This window comes from Rhizobium sp. BK060 (genome assembly GCF_014193145.1).
Classification (GTDB): domain Bacteria; phylum Pseudomonadota; class Alphaproteobacteria; order Rhizobiales; family Rhizobiaceae; genus Rhizobium.
This window is the reverse complement of record NZ_JACHYW010000016.1, coordinates 42,871-59,683: the sequence shown is the minus strand read 5'-3', so window position 1 is coordinate 59,683 and position 16,813 is coordinate 42,871. Positions and strand designations below refer to the sequence as shown.

At 62.2% G+C, this 16,813-nt stretch carries 16 protein-coding genes; 8 read left to right on the top strand and 8 right to left on the bottom strand.

The window, feature by feature from the left end:
• Nucleotide 1: 1 nt before the first annotated feature.
• Nucleotides 2-808 carry a polysaccharide deacetylase family protein gene (locus tag FHT71_RS18435; protein WP_132592110.1) on the bottom strand — a complete coding sequence of 269 codons (807 nt, stop codon included), beginning with the start codon at nucleotides 806-808 and terminating at the stop codon, nucleotides 2-4.
• A gap of 185 nt (nucleotides 809-993) precedes the next feature.
• Entirely contained in the window at nucleotides 994-1,383 is a 390-nt protein-coding gene (locus FHT71_RS18430; RefSeq protein WP_007791921.1) for a DUF930 domain-containing protein, read from the bottom strand.
• Between the two features lie 236 nt (nucleotides 1,384-1,619).
• On the opposite strand from FHT71_RS18430, the gene FHT71_RS18425 reads away from it, so the two are divergent.
• From FHT71_RS18425 to FHT71_RS18415, 3 genes are all read left to right on the top strand, one after another.
• Nucleotides 1,620-3,728: a S9 family peptidase gene (locus FHT71_RS18425; protein ID WP_132592112.1), complete on the top strand. Its 2,109-nt coding sequence runs from the start codon at nucleotides 1,620-1,622 to the stop codon at nucleotides 3,726-3,728.
• 218 nt (nucleotides 3,729-3,946) lie between these two features.
• A complete protein-coding gene (locus FHT71_RS18420) occupies nucleotides 3,947-4,468 on the top strand; it encodes a DUF1697 domain-containing protein (protein WP_132592114.1) in 522 nt (173 codons plus the stop codon).
• Nucleotides 4,469-4,565: 97 nt separating this feature from the next.
• Nucleotides 4,566-5,519 carry a homocysteine S-methyltransferase family protein gene (locus FHT71_RS18415; protein ID WP_183721315.1) on the top strand — a complete coding sequence of 318 codons (954 nt, stop codon included), beginning with the start codon at nucleotides 4,566-4,568 and terminating at the stop codon, nucleotides 5,517-5,519.
• Between the two features lie 3 nt (nucleotides 5,520-5,522).
• Here the strand turns inward: FHT71_RS18415 and FHT71_RS18410 are convergent, their stop codons facing one another.
• Together FHT71_RS18410 and FHT71_RS18405 are read right to left on the bottom strand one after the other, a co-directional pair.
• Nucleotides 5,523-6,974 carry a DHA2 family efflux MFS transporter permease subunit gene (locus tag FHT71_RS18410; RefSeq protein ID WP_183721312.1) on the bottom strand — a complete coding sequence of 484 codons (1,452 nt, stop codon included), beginning with the start codon at nucleotides 6,972-6,974 and terminating at the stop codon, nucleotides 5,523-5,525.
• 165 nt (nucleotides 6,975-7,139) lie between these two features.
• Nucleotides 7,140-7,331, bottom strand: a complete 192-nt coding sequence (locus FHT71_RS18405; protein ID WP_183721310.1) for a hypothetical protein — start codon at nucleotides 7,329-7,331, stop codon at nucleotides 7,140-7,142.
• A gap of 45 nt (nucleotides 7,332-7,376) precedes the next feature.
• Here FHT71_RS18405 and FHT71_RS18400 point away from each other — a divergent pair, with 45 nt between their 5' ends.
• From FHT71_RS18400 to FHT71_RS18390, 3 genes are all read left to right on the top strand, one after another.
• Nucleotides 7,377-8,885, top strand: a complete 1,509-nt coding sequence (locus tag FHT71_RS18400) for a protein adenylyltransferase SelO (protein WP_132592120.1) — start codon at nucleotides 7,377-7,379, stop codon at nucleotides 8,883-8,885.
• 133 nt (nucleotides 8,886-9,018) lie between these two features.
• Nucleotides 9,019-11,358, top strand: coding sequence for a glucose/quinate/shikimate family membrane-bound PQQ-dependent dehydrogenase (locus FHT71_RS18395; RefSeq protein ID WP_132592122.1), 2,340 nt, complete (start codon nucleotides 9,019-9,021; stop codon nucleotides 11,356-11,358).
• Between the two features lie 117 nt (nucleotides 11,359-11,475).
• Complete coding sequence (locus FHT71_RS18390; RefSeq protein ID WP_132592124.1) at nucleotides 11,476-11,934, top strand: hypothetical protein; 459 nt, start codon at nucleotides 11,476-11,478, stop codon at nucleotides 11,932-11,934.
• 72 nt (nucleotides 11,935-12,006) lie between these two features.
• Here the strand turns inward: FHT71_RS18390 and bla are convergent, their stop codons facing one another.
• The 3 genes from bla to dmeR form a co-directional block, all read right to left on the bottom strand.
• Entirely contained in the window at nucleotides 12,007-12,897 is an 891-nt protein-coding gene (bla, locus tag FHT71_RS18385) for a class A beta-lactamase (RefSeq protein WP_132592126.1), read from the bottom strand.
• A 66-nt stretch (nucleotides 12,898-12,963) separates the two neighbouring features.
• Nucleotides 12,964-13,956 (bottom strand): CDF family Co(II)/Ni(II) efflux transporter DmeF, encoded by a 993-nt coding sequence (gene dmeF, locus FHT71_RS18380; RefSeq protein WP_183721307.1) that lies wholly within the window; start codon nucleotides 13,954-13,956, stop codon nucleotides 12,964-12,966.
• Nucleotides 13,957-13,980: 24 nt separating this feature from the next.
• Entirely contained in the window at nucleotides 13,981-14,253 is a 273-nt protein-coding gene (dmeR, locus tag FHT71_RS18375; RefSeq protein ID WP_007791950.1) for a Ni(II)/Co(II)-sensing transcriptional repressor DmeR, read from the bottom strand.
• Between the two features lie 352 nt (nucleotides 14,254-14,605).
• On the opposite strand from dmeR, the gene FHT71_RS18370 reads away from it, so the two are divergent.
• The gene (locus tag FHT71_RS18370; RefSeq protein WP_132592130.1) at nucleotides 14,606-15,100 is read left to right on the top strand and encodes a GNAT family N-acetyltransferase; all 495 of its coding nucleotides are present in this window, start codon (nucleotides 14,606-14,608) and stop codon (nucleotides 15,098-15,100) included.
• Between the two features lie 40 nt (nucleotides 15,101-15,140).
• The gene (locus FHT71_RS18365; protein WP_132592132.1) at nucleotides 15,141-15,719 is read left to right on the top strand and encodes a type 1 glutamine amidotransferase family protein; all 579 of its coding nucleotides are present in this window, start codon (nucleotides 15,141-15,143) and stop codon (nucleotides 15,717-15,719) included.
• A gap of 19 nt (nucleotides 15,720-15,738) precedes the next feature.
• On the opposite strand, the gene FHT71_RS18360 is transcribed toward FHT71_RS18365, so the two are convergent.
• Nucleotides 15,739-16,704 (bottom strand): hypothetical protein, encoded by a 966-nt coding sequence (locus FHT71_RS18360; RefSeq protein WP_007791959.1) that lies wholly within the window; start codon nucleotides 16,702-16,704, stop codon nucleotides 15,739-15,741.
• Nucleotides 16,705-16,813: the final 109 nt, after the last annotated feature.

The window sequence follows — 16,813 nt, the reverse complement described above, 5'->3', positions numbered from 1 at the left end:
CTCACTGCGTCGTCTGGTCGTCGCCGGTGTCATCGACGTCCTGCAGGCGGACGAATTCGACGCCCTTGGCCTTCAGATCGAGGACCGCCTTGGCGACGCCCTCACCCGCGGCGTGGGTCGGCTGGTTGATGTGGGAAATCACCACGTCGCCGTCTTTGGCGGCCGCAATCCGCTTTTCCGTGACCGCAGCGCCGAGCAGCGAGCCGCCGTCTCCGTTCACGGAATAGCCGGCGATGCGGTATCCCATCTCGCGGATCTCGGCGATCGCGGACAGGTCATATTTGGCGGTCGAGCCGCGGAACCAGTGCGGCGAGGCAATGCCGGCCGCGACCATCGCATCGGCGCCGCCCTGCACTTCCTGGCGGACTGCTTCGGGCGAGCCGGCGGACGCAATGCCGTAAATCGAGACCGGCGTGTCCACGGCCGGAATATGGTTCTGCCCGTGGTTCTCGAGTTCGAACAGATCGGGGTTCTGCAGGAAGACCTGCAACGCCTGCGGATTGTGCTTCAGCCAGCGTGCGGTAACGAAGATCGTCGCGGGGATCCGCTCGCGGACCAGCACCGAGAGGATGCGGTCGTCGGCTTTGCCCATGCAGGCGTCGAATGTCAGTGCCACGCGCGCGTGACCCTTGACGCCAGAACGTGCAATGCGCAGATGCGGTTCCACGAGCTTTGGCCCGGGAGCCATCGTGGGCGCTTGCCTGAGGGGTGCGGTGACAATGGGCGCATCTTGCGGCGGCAGAGCGGCAGCGGCGGCAATCGAGACTGAGGCGATCAGCAGCGCCGGAGCGAGAAAAATACGATTCATACCAAAGAGAAGCCGTTCATTGTTCAAGCGCTGCATAACGCACGCAACGCGCCGGCGCCATGTGGTCTGATGCCGCTTGCCATCGCTCCTGCGATTCGCCGCCGGCTTCAGCGAAGGAGCTGATGCCTGAGGACTAAGGCTTCAGAAAGGCAGCGCCTGCAAATGCAGCCTGCGTGGCACTCGTGTCAATCATAGAGGTAGTATTTTTCCCACTTCTCCTTCGGCACCTTCTCGCCGATCTTATAGTCGAGCTCGCGAACATTCATGTGCTGCGGACCGGTGATGCAGGTGTAGGACAGGTGATACCAGTCTCCCTTGCTGCGGAAGACGGCGCCGGGCGCCTCCAGCCTATCGTCGCCGGGAACGGGATCCTTGAAGGTATAGGCAATGACTTTATCGGGTTTGTAGCCGGTATCGTCCTTGTTGATTCGGCTCATCGCCTCGGTGTCGCAGCTCTGTTCGAGACGGGTCGCGGGATCGAGCTTTTCGAGTTGCTTCTTGATTGCGGGATCAACGGCGAAGGCTGGAAAAGCAAGGCTAAATGCGGACAGAAGCAACACGAGACGTTTTGGCATTACGGTGGGATTCCTTTGCATTCTCATTCCAGAATCGCCTGTGGACGACCGGGGCTTTCACGGTCGAACAGGGGGCGAATTCCGGGCGACGTAGCGGACTTTCTTAAACAATGTGGTGACATCAAGGCAACGTGAGCATTCCTTCGGTTTTGACGCAGCGCTGTCTTCGGCGCTTGATCCGCGGCATCCGCGCCTCTATCTCTTGCCCACCTGACACCCCGTATCCGGAGCCTTCCTTGACCGTCTTCAAGAACCTGCCGAACCCGCCCGCTGCCGCCAAGAAGCCGATCTCCGATACGCGCCACGGCATCACCCGCACCGACGACTACGCCTGGCTGCGCGCCGACAACTGGCAGGCGATGTTCAAGGATCCATCGATCCTCGATCCCGCGATCCGCCGGCACCTGGAAGCCGAAAACGTCTACATGAACGCGGCGATGGAAGACACCAAGGCGCTGCAGAAGACGCTGTTCTCAGAGATGCGCGGCCGCATCAAGGAAGACGACAGTTCCGTGCCGATGAAGGACGGCGACTATGCCTACGGCACGTTCTTCGTCACCGGTGGCGAACAGCCGCGCTATTTCCGCATCCCCCGCAACGGCGACGTCAAGGACGAGACGATCCGCGCCGTCCTGCTCGACGGCGACAAGGAAGCCGCCGGCAAAGCCTATTTCCGGCTGGCGGGCCTCGACCATTCGACCGACCACAGCCGCGGCATCTGGGGCTATGACGACAAGGGTTCGGAATTCTACACACTGAAGGTGCGCGATCTGGCGACCGGCGAGGACATGGCCGATGTCATCGAGAACACCGGCGGCGGCGGTGCGTGGGCACCTGACGGCAAGAGCTTCTTCTACTCCGCGCTCGACGAGAACCACCGTCCGTCGAAGGTCTTCCACCACATCATCGGGACACCGCAAGCGGAAGACCGGCTGGTCTACGAGGAGAAGGATGCCGGCTTCTTCATGGGCGTCGGCGGCTCGCTTCTCGACGATTTCATCTACATCGACATCCACGACCACGAAACGTCGGAATACCGCCTGCTCTCCACCAAGGATCTGACGGCGGAGCCGAAGCTGGTGGCCGAGCGCGAGGAAGGCATCGAATATTCGATGACGGAAGGCGGCGACGTCTTCTACATCCTCACCAACGACGGCGACGCCAAGGATTTCAAGATCATGGAAGCGCCGGTTGAAAACCCGGGCAAGGCGAACTGGCGCGAGGTCGTGCCGCACAAGCCGGGAACCTTGATCATCAGCCACATGGCCTATGCCCGCCACCTGCTCTGGCTGGAGCGTAAGGACGGGCTGCCGCAGATCATCATCCGCGACCGTCGCACCGGCGAGGAGCATGCCATCGCCTTTGCCGAAGAGGCCTATTCGCTCGGGCTGCAGGGGGCCGCGGAATACGACGCCGACGTCATCCGCTTCTCCTATTCCTCGATGACGACGCCGTCGCAGCTTTACGACTACAACATGGTGACGCGCGAGCGCACGCTGCTGAAGACGCAGGAAGTGCCCTCCGGCCACAATCCCGACGACTATGTCACCCGCCGCGTCTTCGCCCCGGCCTGGGACGGCGTTGAGGTGCCGGTCACCCTGCTCTATCGCAAGGATACGCCGCTCGACGGCTCCGCGCCCTGCCTGCTCTATGGCTACGGAGCATACGGCATCACCATTCCGGCCGGCTTCAACACCAACTGCCTATCTCTTGCCGATCGCGGCTTCGTCTATGCCATCGCCCATATCCGCGGCGGCAAGGACAAGGGCTTTGCCTGGTATGAAGACGGCAAGATGGAGAAGAAGACCAACACCTTCAAGGACTTCATCGCCGCCGCTGACTATCTGAATCAGGAGAAGTTCACCTCCTACGCCAACATCATCGCCGAGGGCGGCTCGGCCGGCGGCATGCTGATGGGCGCAGTTGCCAACATGGCACCGGAAAAGTTCGCCGGCCTGATCGCCGCGGTTCCCTTCGTCGATGTGCTGAACACCATGCTCGACGACACGCTGCCGCTGACCCCGCCGGAATGGCCGGAATGGGGCAACCCGATCGAAAGCAAGGAAGAATACGAACATATCGCCGCCTATTCGCCCTACGACAACGTCGGCGCGAAAGCCTATCCACCGATCCTGGCGCTCGGTGGCCTGACGGACCCGCGCGTCACCTACTGGGAGCCGGCAAAGTGGGTGGCAAGGCTGCGCGAGAAGACGACCGGCTCGGCGCCGATCCTCTTGAAGACCAATATGGATGCCGGCCATGGCGGCGCATCGGGACGCTTCCAGCGCCTCGAGGAGATCGCCTTCGAATACGCCTTCGCGATCAAGGTCGCGGGGAAGGTTTAGCGGGGATGTCACGTGCCGTAGGCGCCTGACACTAAAGTTACCCGCCCTCGCTTCCCTCATTCCTGTCCTTGTGACAGGAATCCGGCGCACGCAGGTCCTTGCGCGCCGAAGTCTCTATTCACGGCGCGGACGCGCCGTGGCTGGATTCCTGTCACAAGGACGGGAATGAGGCGGAGAGGTTGTGCGGCCGCTCTCCGGCTGATCACAGGAGGAAGCCCATGCCTGTCTACGTCGCTTTGCTTCGAGCTGTGAATGTCGGCGGCACGGGCAAGCTGCCGATGACGACGCTGAAGGCGGTCTGCGAAGAGCTCGGCTTCAGCGACGTGAAGACCTACATCCAGAGCGGCAACGTGCTGTTTCGCGCCGACGAGCCGGAAGCTGAGGTCGAGCAAAAGTTGGACGAGGCGCTCGGGAAGCTGCTCGGCAAGAAGCCCGGCGTGATGCTGCGCAGCCGCAAGGAGCTGGACGCGATTGCCGCCAACGCGCCCTTTCCCGACGCCAAGCCCAACTATTTGCTGGTGAGCTTCCTGCCCGAGGAAGCACCAAGCGATGCGCTGGACAAAATGGTCGCGCCCAATGGCGAAGAGGCAGTTCTCGCCGGGCGCGAAATCTATGTCCACTTCCCGATCGGCTCCGGCAAATCGAAGCTCAAGCTGCCGGCCTTGAAACCGGGAACGGCGCGCAACCTGAATACGGTACGCAAGCTCGCCGAGATGGCGGCTGCTATGGAAGACCGCTGAGATTTCGCTGTACCACCGCGGGGGCATATTTTAGAACATACTAAATAATCAGTATTGCGTCGCAGCATTCTCTTTCATCCGGCAAAGGAGAGATACGATGGCGACCTACCGACACAGCTTGCCGCAGCTCGAGGGCGGCTTCTTCGTGACCGATGGCGGCATGGAGACGACCTTCATCTTTCTCGACGGATTGCAGCTGCCGCACTTCGCATCGTTTGTGATGCTGGCCTCGGAGGAAGGGCGCGACCGGCTACAAGCCTACTATCGCCGCTATCTTGATATCGCCCGCAAGCATGGCGCCGGCTTCATTCTCGACACGCCGACATGGCGGGCTAATCCGGATTGGGGCGGGAAGCTCGGCTACACGCGCCAAGCGCTGTACGCGGCCAATGTCGGCAGCGTCGCGCTACTGGCAGGATTGCGCGGAAGGTACGAGCAACCGGGACGGCCGATCGTGATCAGCGGTGCCATCGGGCCGCGCGGCGACGGCTACAAGGCCGGCAACATGGATGCGTCCGAAGCCGAGGATTACCACAGCGTCCAGATCGGCAGCTTCGCCGAAAGCGATGCCGACATGGTGACCGCCTTCACGCTGACCAACATCGACGAGGCGATCGGCGTAGCGCGAGCGGCCGCTGCCAGAGGCATGCCCTGTGCGATCTCCTTCACCGTCGAGACGGACGGCAGGCTGGTGACCGGGCGCAGCATGCAGGAAGCGATCGAGACGACGGATGCGGCGACCGGCGGTTCACCCGCCTACTACATGATCAACTGCGCCCATCCGACGCATTTCGCCAAGGCGCTCGATCATCGCGCCAGCTGGACGAAACGCATCCGCGGGCTGCGCGCCAATGCCTCGCGCATGAGCCATGCGGAGCTCGACGAGAGCGAGACGCTCGATGCGGGCGATCCTGTTGATCTCGGGCAGCGCTACAGACAATTGATGCGCAAGATGCCACAGGTCAGGATCGTTGGCGGCTGCTGCGGCACCGATCACCGGCATGTGGCCGCCATCTGCGAGGCCTGTCTGCCGGAGCTCGCCCGCGCCTGAGGGTCAGTGCTCGGTGGCGTGCGCTGCCTTTTCAACGCCATGGCCGCTTATGTCGGCGCCGGCGCTGCGCGAAAAGCGCAGGTTCCAGAACGTCGCAGTGATCGAGATCGCGGTCACGAAGAGGAAGGCTGCGGAGAAATCGTGGAGTTGCGGCGTCTCGCTGCCGTTGACCGTCATCGACGTGTGCAGCGCCAGCGCACCAACGCAGATGCCGAGCGACAGCATTAGCTGCTGGAACGTCGTGTAGAAGCTGGTGGCCGAACTCATGCGGTCGCGGTCGATCTCATCGTAGGCAACCGTGTTGTACGCCGTGAACTGGAACGACATGAAGAAGCCGCATATGACAAGGATCGCGAAGATCAAGCCCAACGGCCAATCGGGCCGGAAGGCAGCGCAAAGCGCATAGCCGCAAGTAGCGATGACGCCGTTTGCGACAAGGCTGTTTCGGAAGCCGAAGCGGCGTAGCACGCGCGGCGCAACGGCTTTCATCGCCATGGAGCCGATCGCTGCGGCTGTCACCAGTTGACCGGCCTTGGCTGCCGAGAGGCCGAAACCGAGCTGGAAATAGAGCGGCAGTAGGAAAGGCTGCGCGCCTTGCGTGATGCGGGTCAGCGAGCCCGCGATGACCGAGGTGCCGAAGCTTGGCACCTTCATCAGCGAGAAATCCATGATCGGCGACGGATAGCGGCGGGCGTGCTTGAGATAGGCTATGCCGAAGAGCAAGCCGACGGCGATCAGAAACACCGAGAAAGCGCCCTCGCCCGGCCGGCTCGAGCTTTCGAAGCCAAACAGTAGAGAGCCGAGCGCGATGCCGGAGAGGATGAAGCCAACCGTGTCGAACGGGCGCTTCGCTTCGCCCTTGAAGTCCTCGATGAAGATCGAGACCAGCGTGAAGCCGATGATGCCGATCGGCACATTGATGTAGAAGATCCAGCGCCAGTCGAGATAGGTGACGATCAGGCCACCGACCGGCGGACCAAGGATCGGGCCGATCAGCGCCGGCACCAGCAGCCACGACATGGCGTTGACCATGTCTTTGCGGTCGACGCTGCGCAGCAGCACGAGGCGGCCGACCGGCAGCATCATGGCGCCGCCAAGACCCTGCAGCAGTCGCGCCAGCACGAGACAGAGAAGATTGGGCGAAAGCGCGCAGAAGATGGAGCCGGTGACGAAGACGGCGATCGCCGAGCGGAAAACGGTGCGCGAACCGAAGCGATCGGCAATCAAACCGCTGGCCGGGATGAAGATCGCAAGACTGAGGAGGTAGGAGGTGAGCGCGATGCTCATCGACGGGGCGCTGACGCCGAAATCGCGTGCCATGGTCGGCAGCGCCGTCGCCAGTACGGTCGCGTCGAGCTGCTCCATGAACATGGCGCTCGCAACGATCATCGCTATCACGCGGAAATTGGGCTTGGCGCGCCCGATGGTGGCCGCCCGGTAGATCTGATCCGACATCGTCAGGGATCACTCGCAATGGCGTGGCCGGCGCGGAAGCGATGGCCGCGGTATGGTATGGCGTGATGCCAAAAGGGGAGATTGATGTATACGCCCGCAAATGTGGCGGCGTTATGCTTAAATGGAAAGGCAGCCGTGTCGTTTGGGAATGGCTGGGAAACCTGCTCAATTGCCGCGCAGCAGTGCTTCGTAATCCTGTCCGCCGGAGAAGATGTTGGTGATTTTGACCACATCATCTTCGACGACGTGTATCACGATGCCTCTCTCAAAAACCGCCATGCGCAGGTTGGCGCCGAGGTCCGGTCTTGCCACACCATCGAATGCGCTCCATTCAGAAGCAGGATAAAATCCCACCACCGCATGTTGCTTGCAGCAACCGCCGCCGGGCACTACCTATGGAGCATGACCCAAGCCCTGCAGAATGTTGCGCGCACCGGCGCGCCCTTCGCCTTCGACAACAGCTATGCGCGGTTGCCGCAGCAGTTCTTTACGCGCCAGGCTCCCTCGCAAGCCGCCGAGCCGTGGCTGATCAAGCTGAACGAGCCGCTTGCGGAAGAACTCGGTCTTGATGTCGAGGCGCTGAAGCTTGATGGTGCTGCGATCTTTTCCGGCAACCTCGTGCCTGAAGGTGCAGATCCGTTAGCGATGGCCTATGCCGGGCACCAGTTCGGTGCTTTCGTGCCGCTGCTTGGCGACGGGCGGGCAATCCTGCTCGGCGAGGTGATCGACCGCAATGGTCAGCGCCGCGATATCCAGCTGAAGGGTGCCGGCCAGACGGCCTACTCTCGCCGCGGCGACGGCCGCGCCGCGCTCGGGCCGGTGCTGCGCGAATACATCGTCAGCGAGGCGATGTATGCACTCGGCGTGCCGGCGACCAGAGCGCTTGCAGCTGTTTCGACAGGGCAACCCGTCTATCGCGAAAGCATTCTGCCGGGCGCGGTCTTCACCCGCGTAGCCGCGAGCCACATCCGCGTCGGCACTTTCCAGTTCTTCACCGCGCGCGGCGATACGGACGGCGTGCGGGCGCTTGCCGACTATGTGATCGACCGGCACTATCCGGAACTCAAAGACAGGGACAATCCCTACCTCGCGCTCTACGAGGCCGTTTGCGAGCGGCAGGCTGCTTTGATCGCAAGGTGGCTGCATATCGGCTTCATCCACGGCGTCATGAACACCGACAACATGGCCATTTCGGGTGAGACGATTGATTTCGGCCCCTGCGCCTTCATGGATGCCTACGATCCCCGCACCGTCTTCTCTTCGATCGACCAGGGCGGGCGCTATGCCTATGCCAACCAGCCCGGCATTGGCCAATGGAACCTGGCGCGGCTCGGCGAAACGCTATTGCCGCTCTTCGATGCCGATGCGGAAAGGGCCGTCGAGCTCGCCAACGTCGTGATCCAGCAATATGGCGAGCGCTTCCAGATCCACTGGCTTCGCGGCATGCGCGAGAAGATCGGCCTGACGACGGTCGAGGATGGCGATCTGGACCTTATCCAGTCACTGCTTGCCAGGATGCAGACGCAGCAGGCTGATTTTACCCTCGCCTTCCGCCGCCTTTCCGACGCTGGCGGCTCTGGAGATGGCGAGGCGCTTTTCCTCTCCACCTTCCGCGAACCGGATGGGGTAGGCGAATGGCTTGGCCGCTGGCGCGATCGCCTGACGCGCGACGAGGGCCGGACCGAGGACGGCCGCAGGACGGCAATGCGCGCCGTCAATCCCGCCTTCATTCCGCGCAACCATCGTATCGAGCAGGCGATCAATGCGGCCGTCGAAGATGGGGACTTCTCACTCTTCGAGGCGTTGCTTGCAGTGCTCGCCAAGCCCTATGACGACCAGCCTGGCTTTGCGGCATACATGGAGCCGCCGAAGCCGGAAGAACGCGTGTTGCAGACCTTCTGCGGCACGTGATCGGGCGAGAACCTTCTCCCTCTGACACCTATGGTCGCAGTTGACGCTCGTTGCGACAGCACTATCTCGCTGATTCGCGGACTTTTTTCGCGCTCTGATCGCACCCGGCTAACATCAGCGGGAGTCTTCCCAGATGGCAATCATCATTACTTCCATATTTTTCATCCTGATTGGCCTTGCGCTCGGCGGCGGCGGTCTTTGGCTCGTCATGCTCGGCGGCAGCTTCTTTTATCTCTTCGCAGGCGCCATCTTCCTGCTGACCGCTATCCTGCTTCTATTGCGCAGGGCAGCCGCGTTGTGGGTCTATGCGGCGCTGATCGCCGTGGCCTTGGTATGGGCGATCTGGGAAGTCGGCCTCGACTGGTGGCAGCTTGGGCCGCGCGGCGGGTTGATCATTCTTCTCGGCCTCTGGTTGTTAACACCCTGGATCCGCCGCCCGCTCGGCTTTCTCAGCCCGACCGGGATCTCCTATGGGGCAAACCCCTGGCCGCTCGCCATACCGGTTGTGATTGCGTTCGCGATCGCCGGCTATTCGATGACCACGGATCCACACCGGATCACGGGCAATCTGCCGACCGAGGCCGTAACTAGCCCCGCGGCTTTCGGCGGTGTTGTGCCCAATGAAGAGTGGCATCAATACGGCCGCACACCCTTCGGCCAACGTTACTCGCCGCTCGACCAGATCAACGTCAGCAACGTCAAGGATCTCAAGGAGGTCTGGCGCTACCAGACCGGTGATGTGAAGCGACCCGAGGATGTCGGCGAAACGACCTATCAGGTGACGCCGCTGAAAGTCGGCGACACGCTGTACCTCTGCACGCCGCACAACTGGGCAATCGCGCTCGACGCCAAGACTGGCAAGGAGAAATGGCAGTACGATTCCAACTCCGGCATGAACCCGAACCGCCAACACCAGACCTGCCGCGGCGTCACCTATTATCGCGACACGGCCGCAGCCCCCGGCGCTGCCTGCGCCGAGCGCGTGTTTCTGCCGACCTCCGATGCCAGGCTGATTGCGCTCGATGCCGCAAATGGCCAGATCTGCGCGAGCTTTGCTGAAGATGGCGTGCTGCATCTTGAAAAAGGCATGCAGTACAATCCGGCCGGCTACTACTACGCGACGTCGCCGCCGGTCGCGGTCGCCGGCAAGCTGATCGTCGGCGGCGCCGTCAACGACAACTATTCCACAAAGGAGCAGTCCGGCGTTATCCGCGCATACGACATCAATACCGGCGCACTCATCTGGAACTGGGATTCCGGCAATCCCGATGTCACCACGCCGATCGCCGAAGGCCAGACCTATACCACCAACTCTCCGAACAGTTGGTCCGTCTTCAGTGTCGATGACGGTCTCGGCATGGTCTACATACCGCTCGGCAACCAAGTGCCCGACCAGCTCGGCATGAATCGCAGCGCCCATGTCGAGAAATACTCCTCCTCGATCGTCGCACTCGACATCGCCACCGGGCAAGTGAAATGGGTGCAGCAGTTCGTGCACCACGACCTGTGGGACATGGACGTCCCCGCCCAGCCCGTGCTCTTCGACATGACAAAATCCGATGGAACGTCCGTACCGGCGCTCGTTGCCCCGACCAAGCAGGGCGACATCTACGTGCTCGACAGGCGCACTGGCGGGGCGATCATCCCGTTCAAGGAGATACCCGCCCCGGGCGGCGCGATCCCTGAAGACCATACGGCGCCGACGCAGCCGATCTCGGACCTCACCTTCTCGCCGCCGCCGCTTCAGGAGAGGGATATGTGGGGGATTTCGCTGTTCGATCAGCTCGCCTGCCGTATCCAGTTCCATCGCTATAAATACGAAGGCCGCTATACGCCGCCGTCACTACAGGGATCGATCATCTATCCCGGCAATTTCGGCACCTTCAACTGGGGTAGTGTTGCGGTGGATCCCGAGCGGCAGATCATGTTCGGCATGCCGACCTATCTTGCCTTTACCTCGCGGCTGGTTCCCGCCGCTGATATCCCGCCGAAGGGGCAGGATGAAAAAGGCAGTGAACAGGGCCTCAACCGCAACGAGGGCGCGCCCTATGGCGTCTTCATGGGACCGTTCCTCGGACCGCTGAAGATCCCTTGCCAGGCACCACCATGGGGCTATGTCGCAGGTGTGGATCTGCGTACAGGAAAGATTGCCTACAAGCGCAGGAACGGCACCGTCTACGATATGACGCCGCTGCCGTTGCCCTTCAAGGTTGGCGTACCGGGCATCGGCGGCCCGATCCTGACGAGAGGCGGCGTTGCCTTCCTCGGGGCCGCCGTCGACAACTTTCTGCGCGCCTATGATGTGACCAATGGCGACCAGCTCTGGCAAGCCCGCCTGCCGGCCGGCGGCCAGGCGACACCGATGACCTATACCACCAGTGACAACAAGCAGTTCGTCGTCATGGTCGCCGGCGGACACGGCTCGATCGGCACCAAGCCCGGCGACTATGTGATCGGCTACGCCCTACCCTGAAGCTTCCGAAACCTGCCGGATGGCCGCCGCTGACGACGCCAACCCAAGCCAGCCGACACAAGCTCCGGGCATGTCTGGCGCACCATTCTCCCACCCATTGTTTCAGGGAGAATTTTCATGAAGATCGGCAGCAACATTTCCAGTACCTATGGATTGACCAACCTCTTCGGCCAATCCGGCCAGCGCAGCAAGCAACAGTCCGGCGATACCGAGGTGAGCGTTCGCCAGAGCGGCACAGCACTTCAGCCAAGCAGCACGCCGACGTCGATTTCCAGTACGATGTGGGCTTTGCAGAGCAGCGGCACCACTAGCATGGATGGCACCGAGGATCCCGCGAAAGCGCGCCATGAGGCTGTTGCCTCGGAGTTCACGGACCTCGCCAACATGACGCCGGCGGAGCGCATCCGCGCGCAGATCCTCGAGCGGCTCGGGCTCACCGAAGACGACCTGAAGGCCATGCCACCAGAAGAGCGCGAGGCGATCGAAAAGCAGATCTCGGACGAGCTGAAGCGGCAGTTGACCGGCGACGACGACAGCAAGGAAAAGTCGAGCGTCGACGAAATTGTCAGCGTCTGAGACCTCAGAAATTGATTCAGATCGATGCGACGGAGATTCACGTTTCCATCGCATCTCTTTGACACGACAGTCTTATCCGACCATGTCGGCCACGATCTTTCCGACCTCGGCGAAGATGGGGTTGATCTCTGACGCCGGCGCCTTGGCCTGCGTTACGTAAGCGGCAACCAGGATCGCGCCATGACCGGGCGGCCAGGCAATCGCGATATCGGCAGCACTGCCGTTGTTGCCGGTGCCGGTCTTGTCCCCGATCTTCCATGCATCCGGCAGGCCCGCGCGCAGACGTGCGCCGCCTGTCGTATTCGCCACCATCCATTCGACCAGCTTGTCACGCGACGGTTCCGACAGGGCCGAGCCCAGCGTCAGGTTGCCGAGCGTGTCGACCATCGAATCGGGGGTGGTCGTATCCTGCGGATCGCCGTCCTTGGCTTCGTTGAGCGCCGTTTCCCATCGGTCGAGTCGCGTCGACCGATCGCCCAGCGTGCGCAGCCATTTGGTGAGCTCAGCGGGGCCGCCGAAGCTTTCCAGCAGCAGGTTGCCGGCCGTATTGTCGGAGAGCGTGATCGCCGCCTCGCAGAGTTCACTGAGGCTCATGCCCTCGCCGCCGACGTGCTTTTCCGTCTCCGGCGAGTAGGTGACGAGCTTGTCCTGGTCGTAGACGACGCGTCGCTCGAGAGTCTCCTGCCCCTTGTCGACGCGCGCCAGCACCAGCCCTGCGGCCAGCACCTTGAACGTACTGCAGAGCGGAAAGCGCTCGGTCTCGCGATAGCCGAATGAAATGTTGGTCTCGGTGTCGATGGCGGAGACACCGATGCGACCGCCGATCGCTTTTTCGAGCGCTTCCATCCGCCGGTTGATTTCATCATCGCTGTCTTCCGACCGCGCAATGCGCGGCAGGAACAGGGCGGATGAAAGCAGTGCCGAGCCAAGTAGCGTCCGGCGGCGGATCGAAAAGCCACGCATGAAAATTCCTCTGCCTGAACAAACGGACACAGCGCTAGAGACTGATTGTGGCCCGGATGAGTCGCGTCAAGCGGCCGCCGACTGCGTTACCTCGACGGTAACGTGCGAGAGGCCGGCAACGGGTTCGAGCTTTGCCTTGTAGAAGGCAGGGCTTTCCGGCTGCGGCGTCACGAGAGCAACGATCGCGGCGTGATGGCCGGGTCCGACCTGCCAGACATGAAGATCGGTGATCCGCTCGCCGCCCGTTTCCAGCGCCGAACGAATCTCGCGCTGCAGAGCCGCCTCCCGCGGTACGACATCGAGCAGCACGCGGCCTGAAGACTTCATCAGGCCCCAGGACCATTGGGCAATGATCAGGCCGCCGACGATACCCATCAGCGGGTCGAGCCAGAGCCAGCCATAAAGACTGCCGAGCAGCAGTGCGGCAATGGCGAGCACCGATGTCAGCGCATCGGCAATGACATGGACATAGGCAGCGCGCATATTGTTGTCGGAGGCATGCGCGGAACGAGCATGATCGCCAGGATGGGTATGATCAGCGTGGTCATGGTGATGGTGATGCTGGTGCTCGTGATGGTGGGAATGGCCGTGGCTGTGGCCATGATGGTCGTCCTTCAGGAGCCAGGCGCTCGCCAGATTGACCAGTAGGCCGACGACGGCGACGCCGATCGCCTGCGAAAAGCTGATCGGCACGGGATGCGTGATGCGCAGGAAGCTTTCCCAAGCCATCAGCAAGGCGATCAGCGCCAGGATGATGGCGCTGGCAAAGCCCGCGAGGTCGCCGAGCTTGCCGGTACCGAAGGTGAAGCGGGGATTGCGCGCCTGCCGGCGCGCATAGAGGTAGGCAACGGCGGAGATCAGCAGGGCGCTAGCGTGGGTCGACATGTGCCAGCCATCAGCGACGAGAGCCATCGAGCCGTAGTAGGTTCCGGCGCCGATCTCGACCACCATCATGACGGCGGTGAGCGCAATGACGAACCAGACACGACGGGCGTTGCGGTCGTGATCGGCGCCCAGGAAAACGTGGTCGTGCTCGAGTCCTTCGGTCTGTGCGTTCATCGCACGCTCCTCATGTCGGTTGTGTCAGCGAATGTAGGTCCGCAGGACTTCGGATATTTCTTCGACGGCTTCCATGCGGGCCTTCTCATCGGCGGCGTGCAGCACATGCTCATGCAGATGATCGTCCAGCACCTCGCCGGTCAGGCCGTTCAGGGCGCCGCGGATCGAGGCAAGCAGTTGCAAGATCTCTCCGCAGGGCCGCTCGGCCCCCAGCGCGCGCTCGACAGCCTCCAGCTGGCCCTTCAGACGGCTGACGCGGGCCATCAGCTTTTTCTTCTGATGCGTGGTGTGGGACATGAGGTTTTCCATTTAGTATAGGGGGGTACCCTATATTAATATGAAGCTGATGAAAAGTAGCAATGGCGCTGGCGCTACCGGTTTCCGATGCCGCCGGCGAAGCGATCGATGGCGGCTGCGCCGAAGGCCGCTGCGCGCTTGCCGGCGCCCGCGCGTAAATCCCATTGACAAACGGCGCGTTCTGGACAATCTATCGACGCATGATCAAGAACGCGCACATCACCAGCACGTATTTTTGGCTGTACCTGTAAGGGCGGCCGGACAGATCATATTGTCAACAAGCCGCCGTCAGGCGGCTTTGTTGTATCGGCAGCGTCCTGACGGCAGAACACCACACAAGGACGCGAAGACCATGGTTGAAATCGAAGACAGCGAAATCTCAATGATCCGCCCGCCGGTGATCAATATCCGTGCGGCTAAGCCGCGCGACCTCCCCGAACTCAGCGAAATGATTACCCTGCTCGCCCAACATCATGGGGATGCTTCCGCCTCGAGCCCAGAGCAACTCGAACGTGACCTTTTCGGCCCGGTGCCGTGGATCAACGCGCTCGTTGCAGAGACCGACGAAGGCCTGATCGGCTACGCCATTCTCGTCCCGCTCTACAGGGCGCAGGATGGTGCGCGCGGCATGGATTTGCATCATCTCTTTGTGCGTGACGGTCATCGCGGCCACGGCGTCGGGCAGCACCTCGTCAACCGCGCCCGCGACACAGCACGCAGCGCCGGCTGCGGCTACCTCTCGGTCAGCGCCGCCACGGGCAACGTGCAGGCGCATCGCTTCTACGAGAATATGGACTTCGTGCCTCGCCCGGTCACCGGCATGCGCTATATGCAGGCTTTGGCATGAGCGGCGGTGGCCGCCGCGGACATTCGGCAGGGAGAAACCGATGACCCGACTTGCAATCGTGCTCACCAACGGATTCGCCGACTGGGAGGTCGGGCAACTGACGGCCTCCGCACGTTCCTACTTCGGCTTCGACGTAGTGATCGCAACGCCCGATGGCTCGGAAGTGCGCTCGATGGGGGGCATGCGCGTCGCGGCCGATACCGTCGCGGAAAACCTGCATGCCAGTGCCTTCGACGGCCTCGTGCTCTGCGGCGGGACGATCTGGGAAACGGAAAAGGCGCCCGACCTGAGAACCGTCATCTACGACTTCCTTGCCCACGGCAAACTCGTCGCCGGGATATGTGGCGCAACTCTGGCGCTTGCTCGTGCCGGAGCTCTGAATGCCACCGACCACACCAGCAATGCCGCCGATTTCATCGCCGGTGCGCCCGGGTACACCGGACACGCCCGTTACAAGGACAGCCCGCAGGCCGTGCGCGCTGGAAAACTGGTGACGGCGCCGGGATCGGCGCCGATGACCTTTGCCGCCGAAATCTACCGCGCGCTCGGACATGCCGGCGACGAACTGGACCAATACGTCCTGATGTTCGGCGCCGAGCATCAGCCGAAAGCCGCGTGAACGACGCTACTGCCTTAGCTCATCGAAGCACCGGCTCGCCGTGGAAACGGCGGCGCGACGGCTTGGAAACGCCGAAGCCCACCTCCATCATCAGGCGCGGCTTGGTCTTGGCGACCGTTCCCATATGAAAGCCGAAGGGATCCTCCACGAAGCCGAAGCCTGCTGCGCCGGTCAGCGTCGTCACGCTCTCCTTTCCATAGAAATCCAGGATTTCATTCGCGGGGTGGCCGACCAGGAGGGTCAATTGGTGCTTGATACGCCGCTTGTTGTGGCTGCCCCTGACATAGACATGCGGGCCGGCGCCTTCGTCGACGTCGACGAGATAGAAGAAGAACTTCAGCATTCGCCAGTCGTCGAGATCGAAGTGATACTTGTCCAGCGACGCCAGGCTGCGATCGGCCTCGCTGGCCCTCGTCGGAAAACTCCACCAGATGCGGGTGGTAATGAGGCGGGCTTGGGCGCCGAGATAGCAGCGCGCGATCTCCGACAGTACAGGATCACGCTGGACGGTACGAACCGCCGGGCAATCAAGCGCCCGTTCGAAGTGATGGCCGCTCAGGATCGATCGTCCCCATTGCTGCTCTGCGTCGCGATGATCCGACGCCAGGAACTCGATCTTCCGATCGAAATTGCCGAAGCACGGTGTGGCGCTTGCAAAGCTTGCGATTTCACTGGTGATCGCCTGAGGTAGCGTCAGGTCGGGAAATATCCCGTCGCGCCTGAGCGCCGCGACGGCATCTGCATGATCCACGCCCTTGAAGAGCGTCGGCAGATTCTCGATCGCGCCATTGCTGCGTCGTGCAGTCAGCCAATGCGCCTTGCGCGCCGGTATGGTGCGCGCCAACAGGAACATCGGCAGCCAGGCAGGATTTTCACGGATGTCGGCCATGTAGGTCGGTATCCGCACCGCCATGCGCCGCAATTTGCCGCCCTTGCGGGCGACAGACTCGAGATCATCTGCAGGGTTGGCCGACGTGCTGTGCATGCAGCTGTCCTTTCGGAAGACGTGGATGGGCGTCGTTCGGAAAGCGAACCTCGGAAGGGTTCGCCACAGGGCGTTCAGTGTGCACGACCCAGTGGAGTGCTGCAATGCG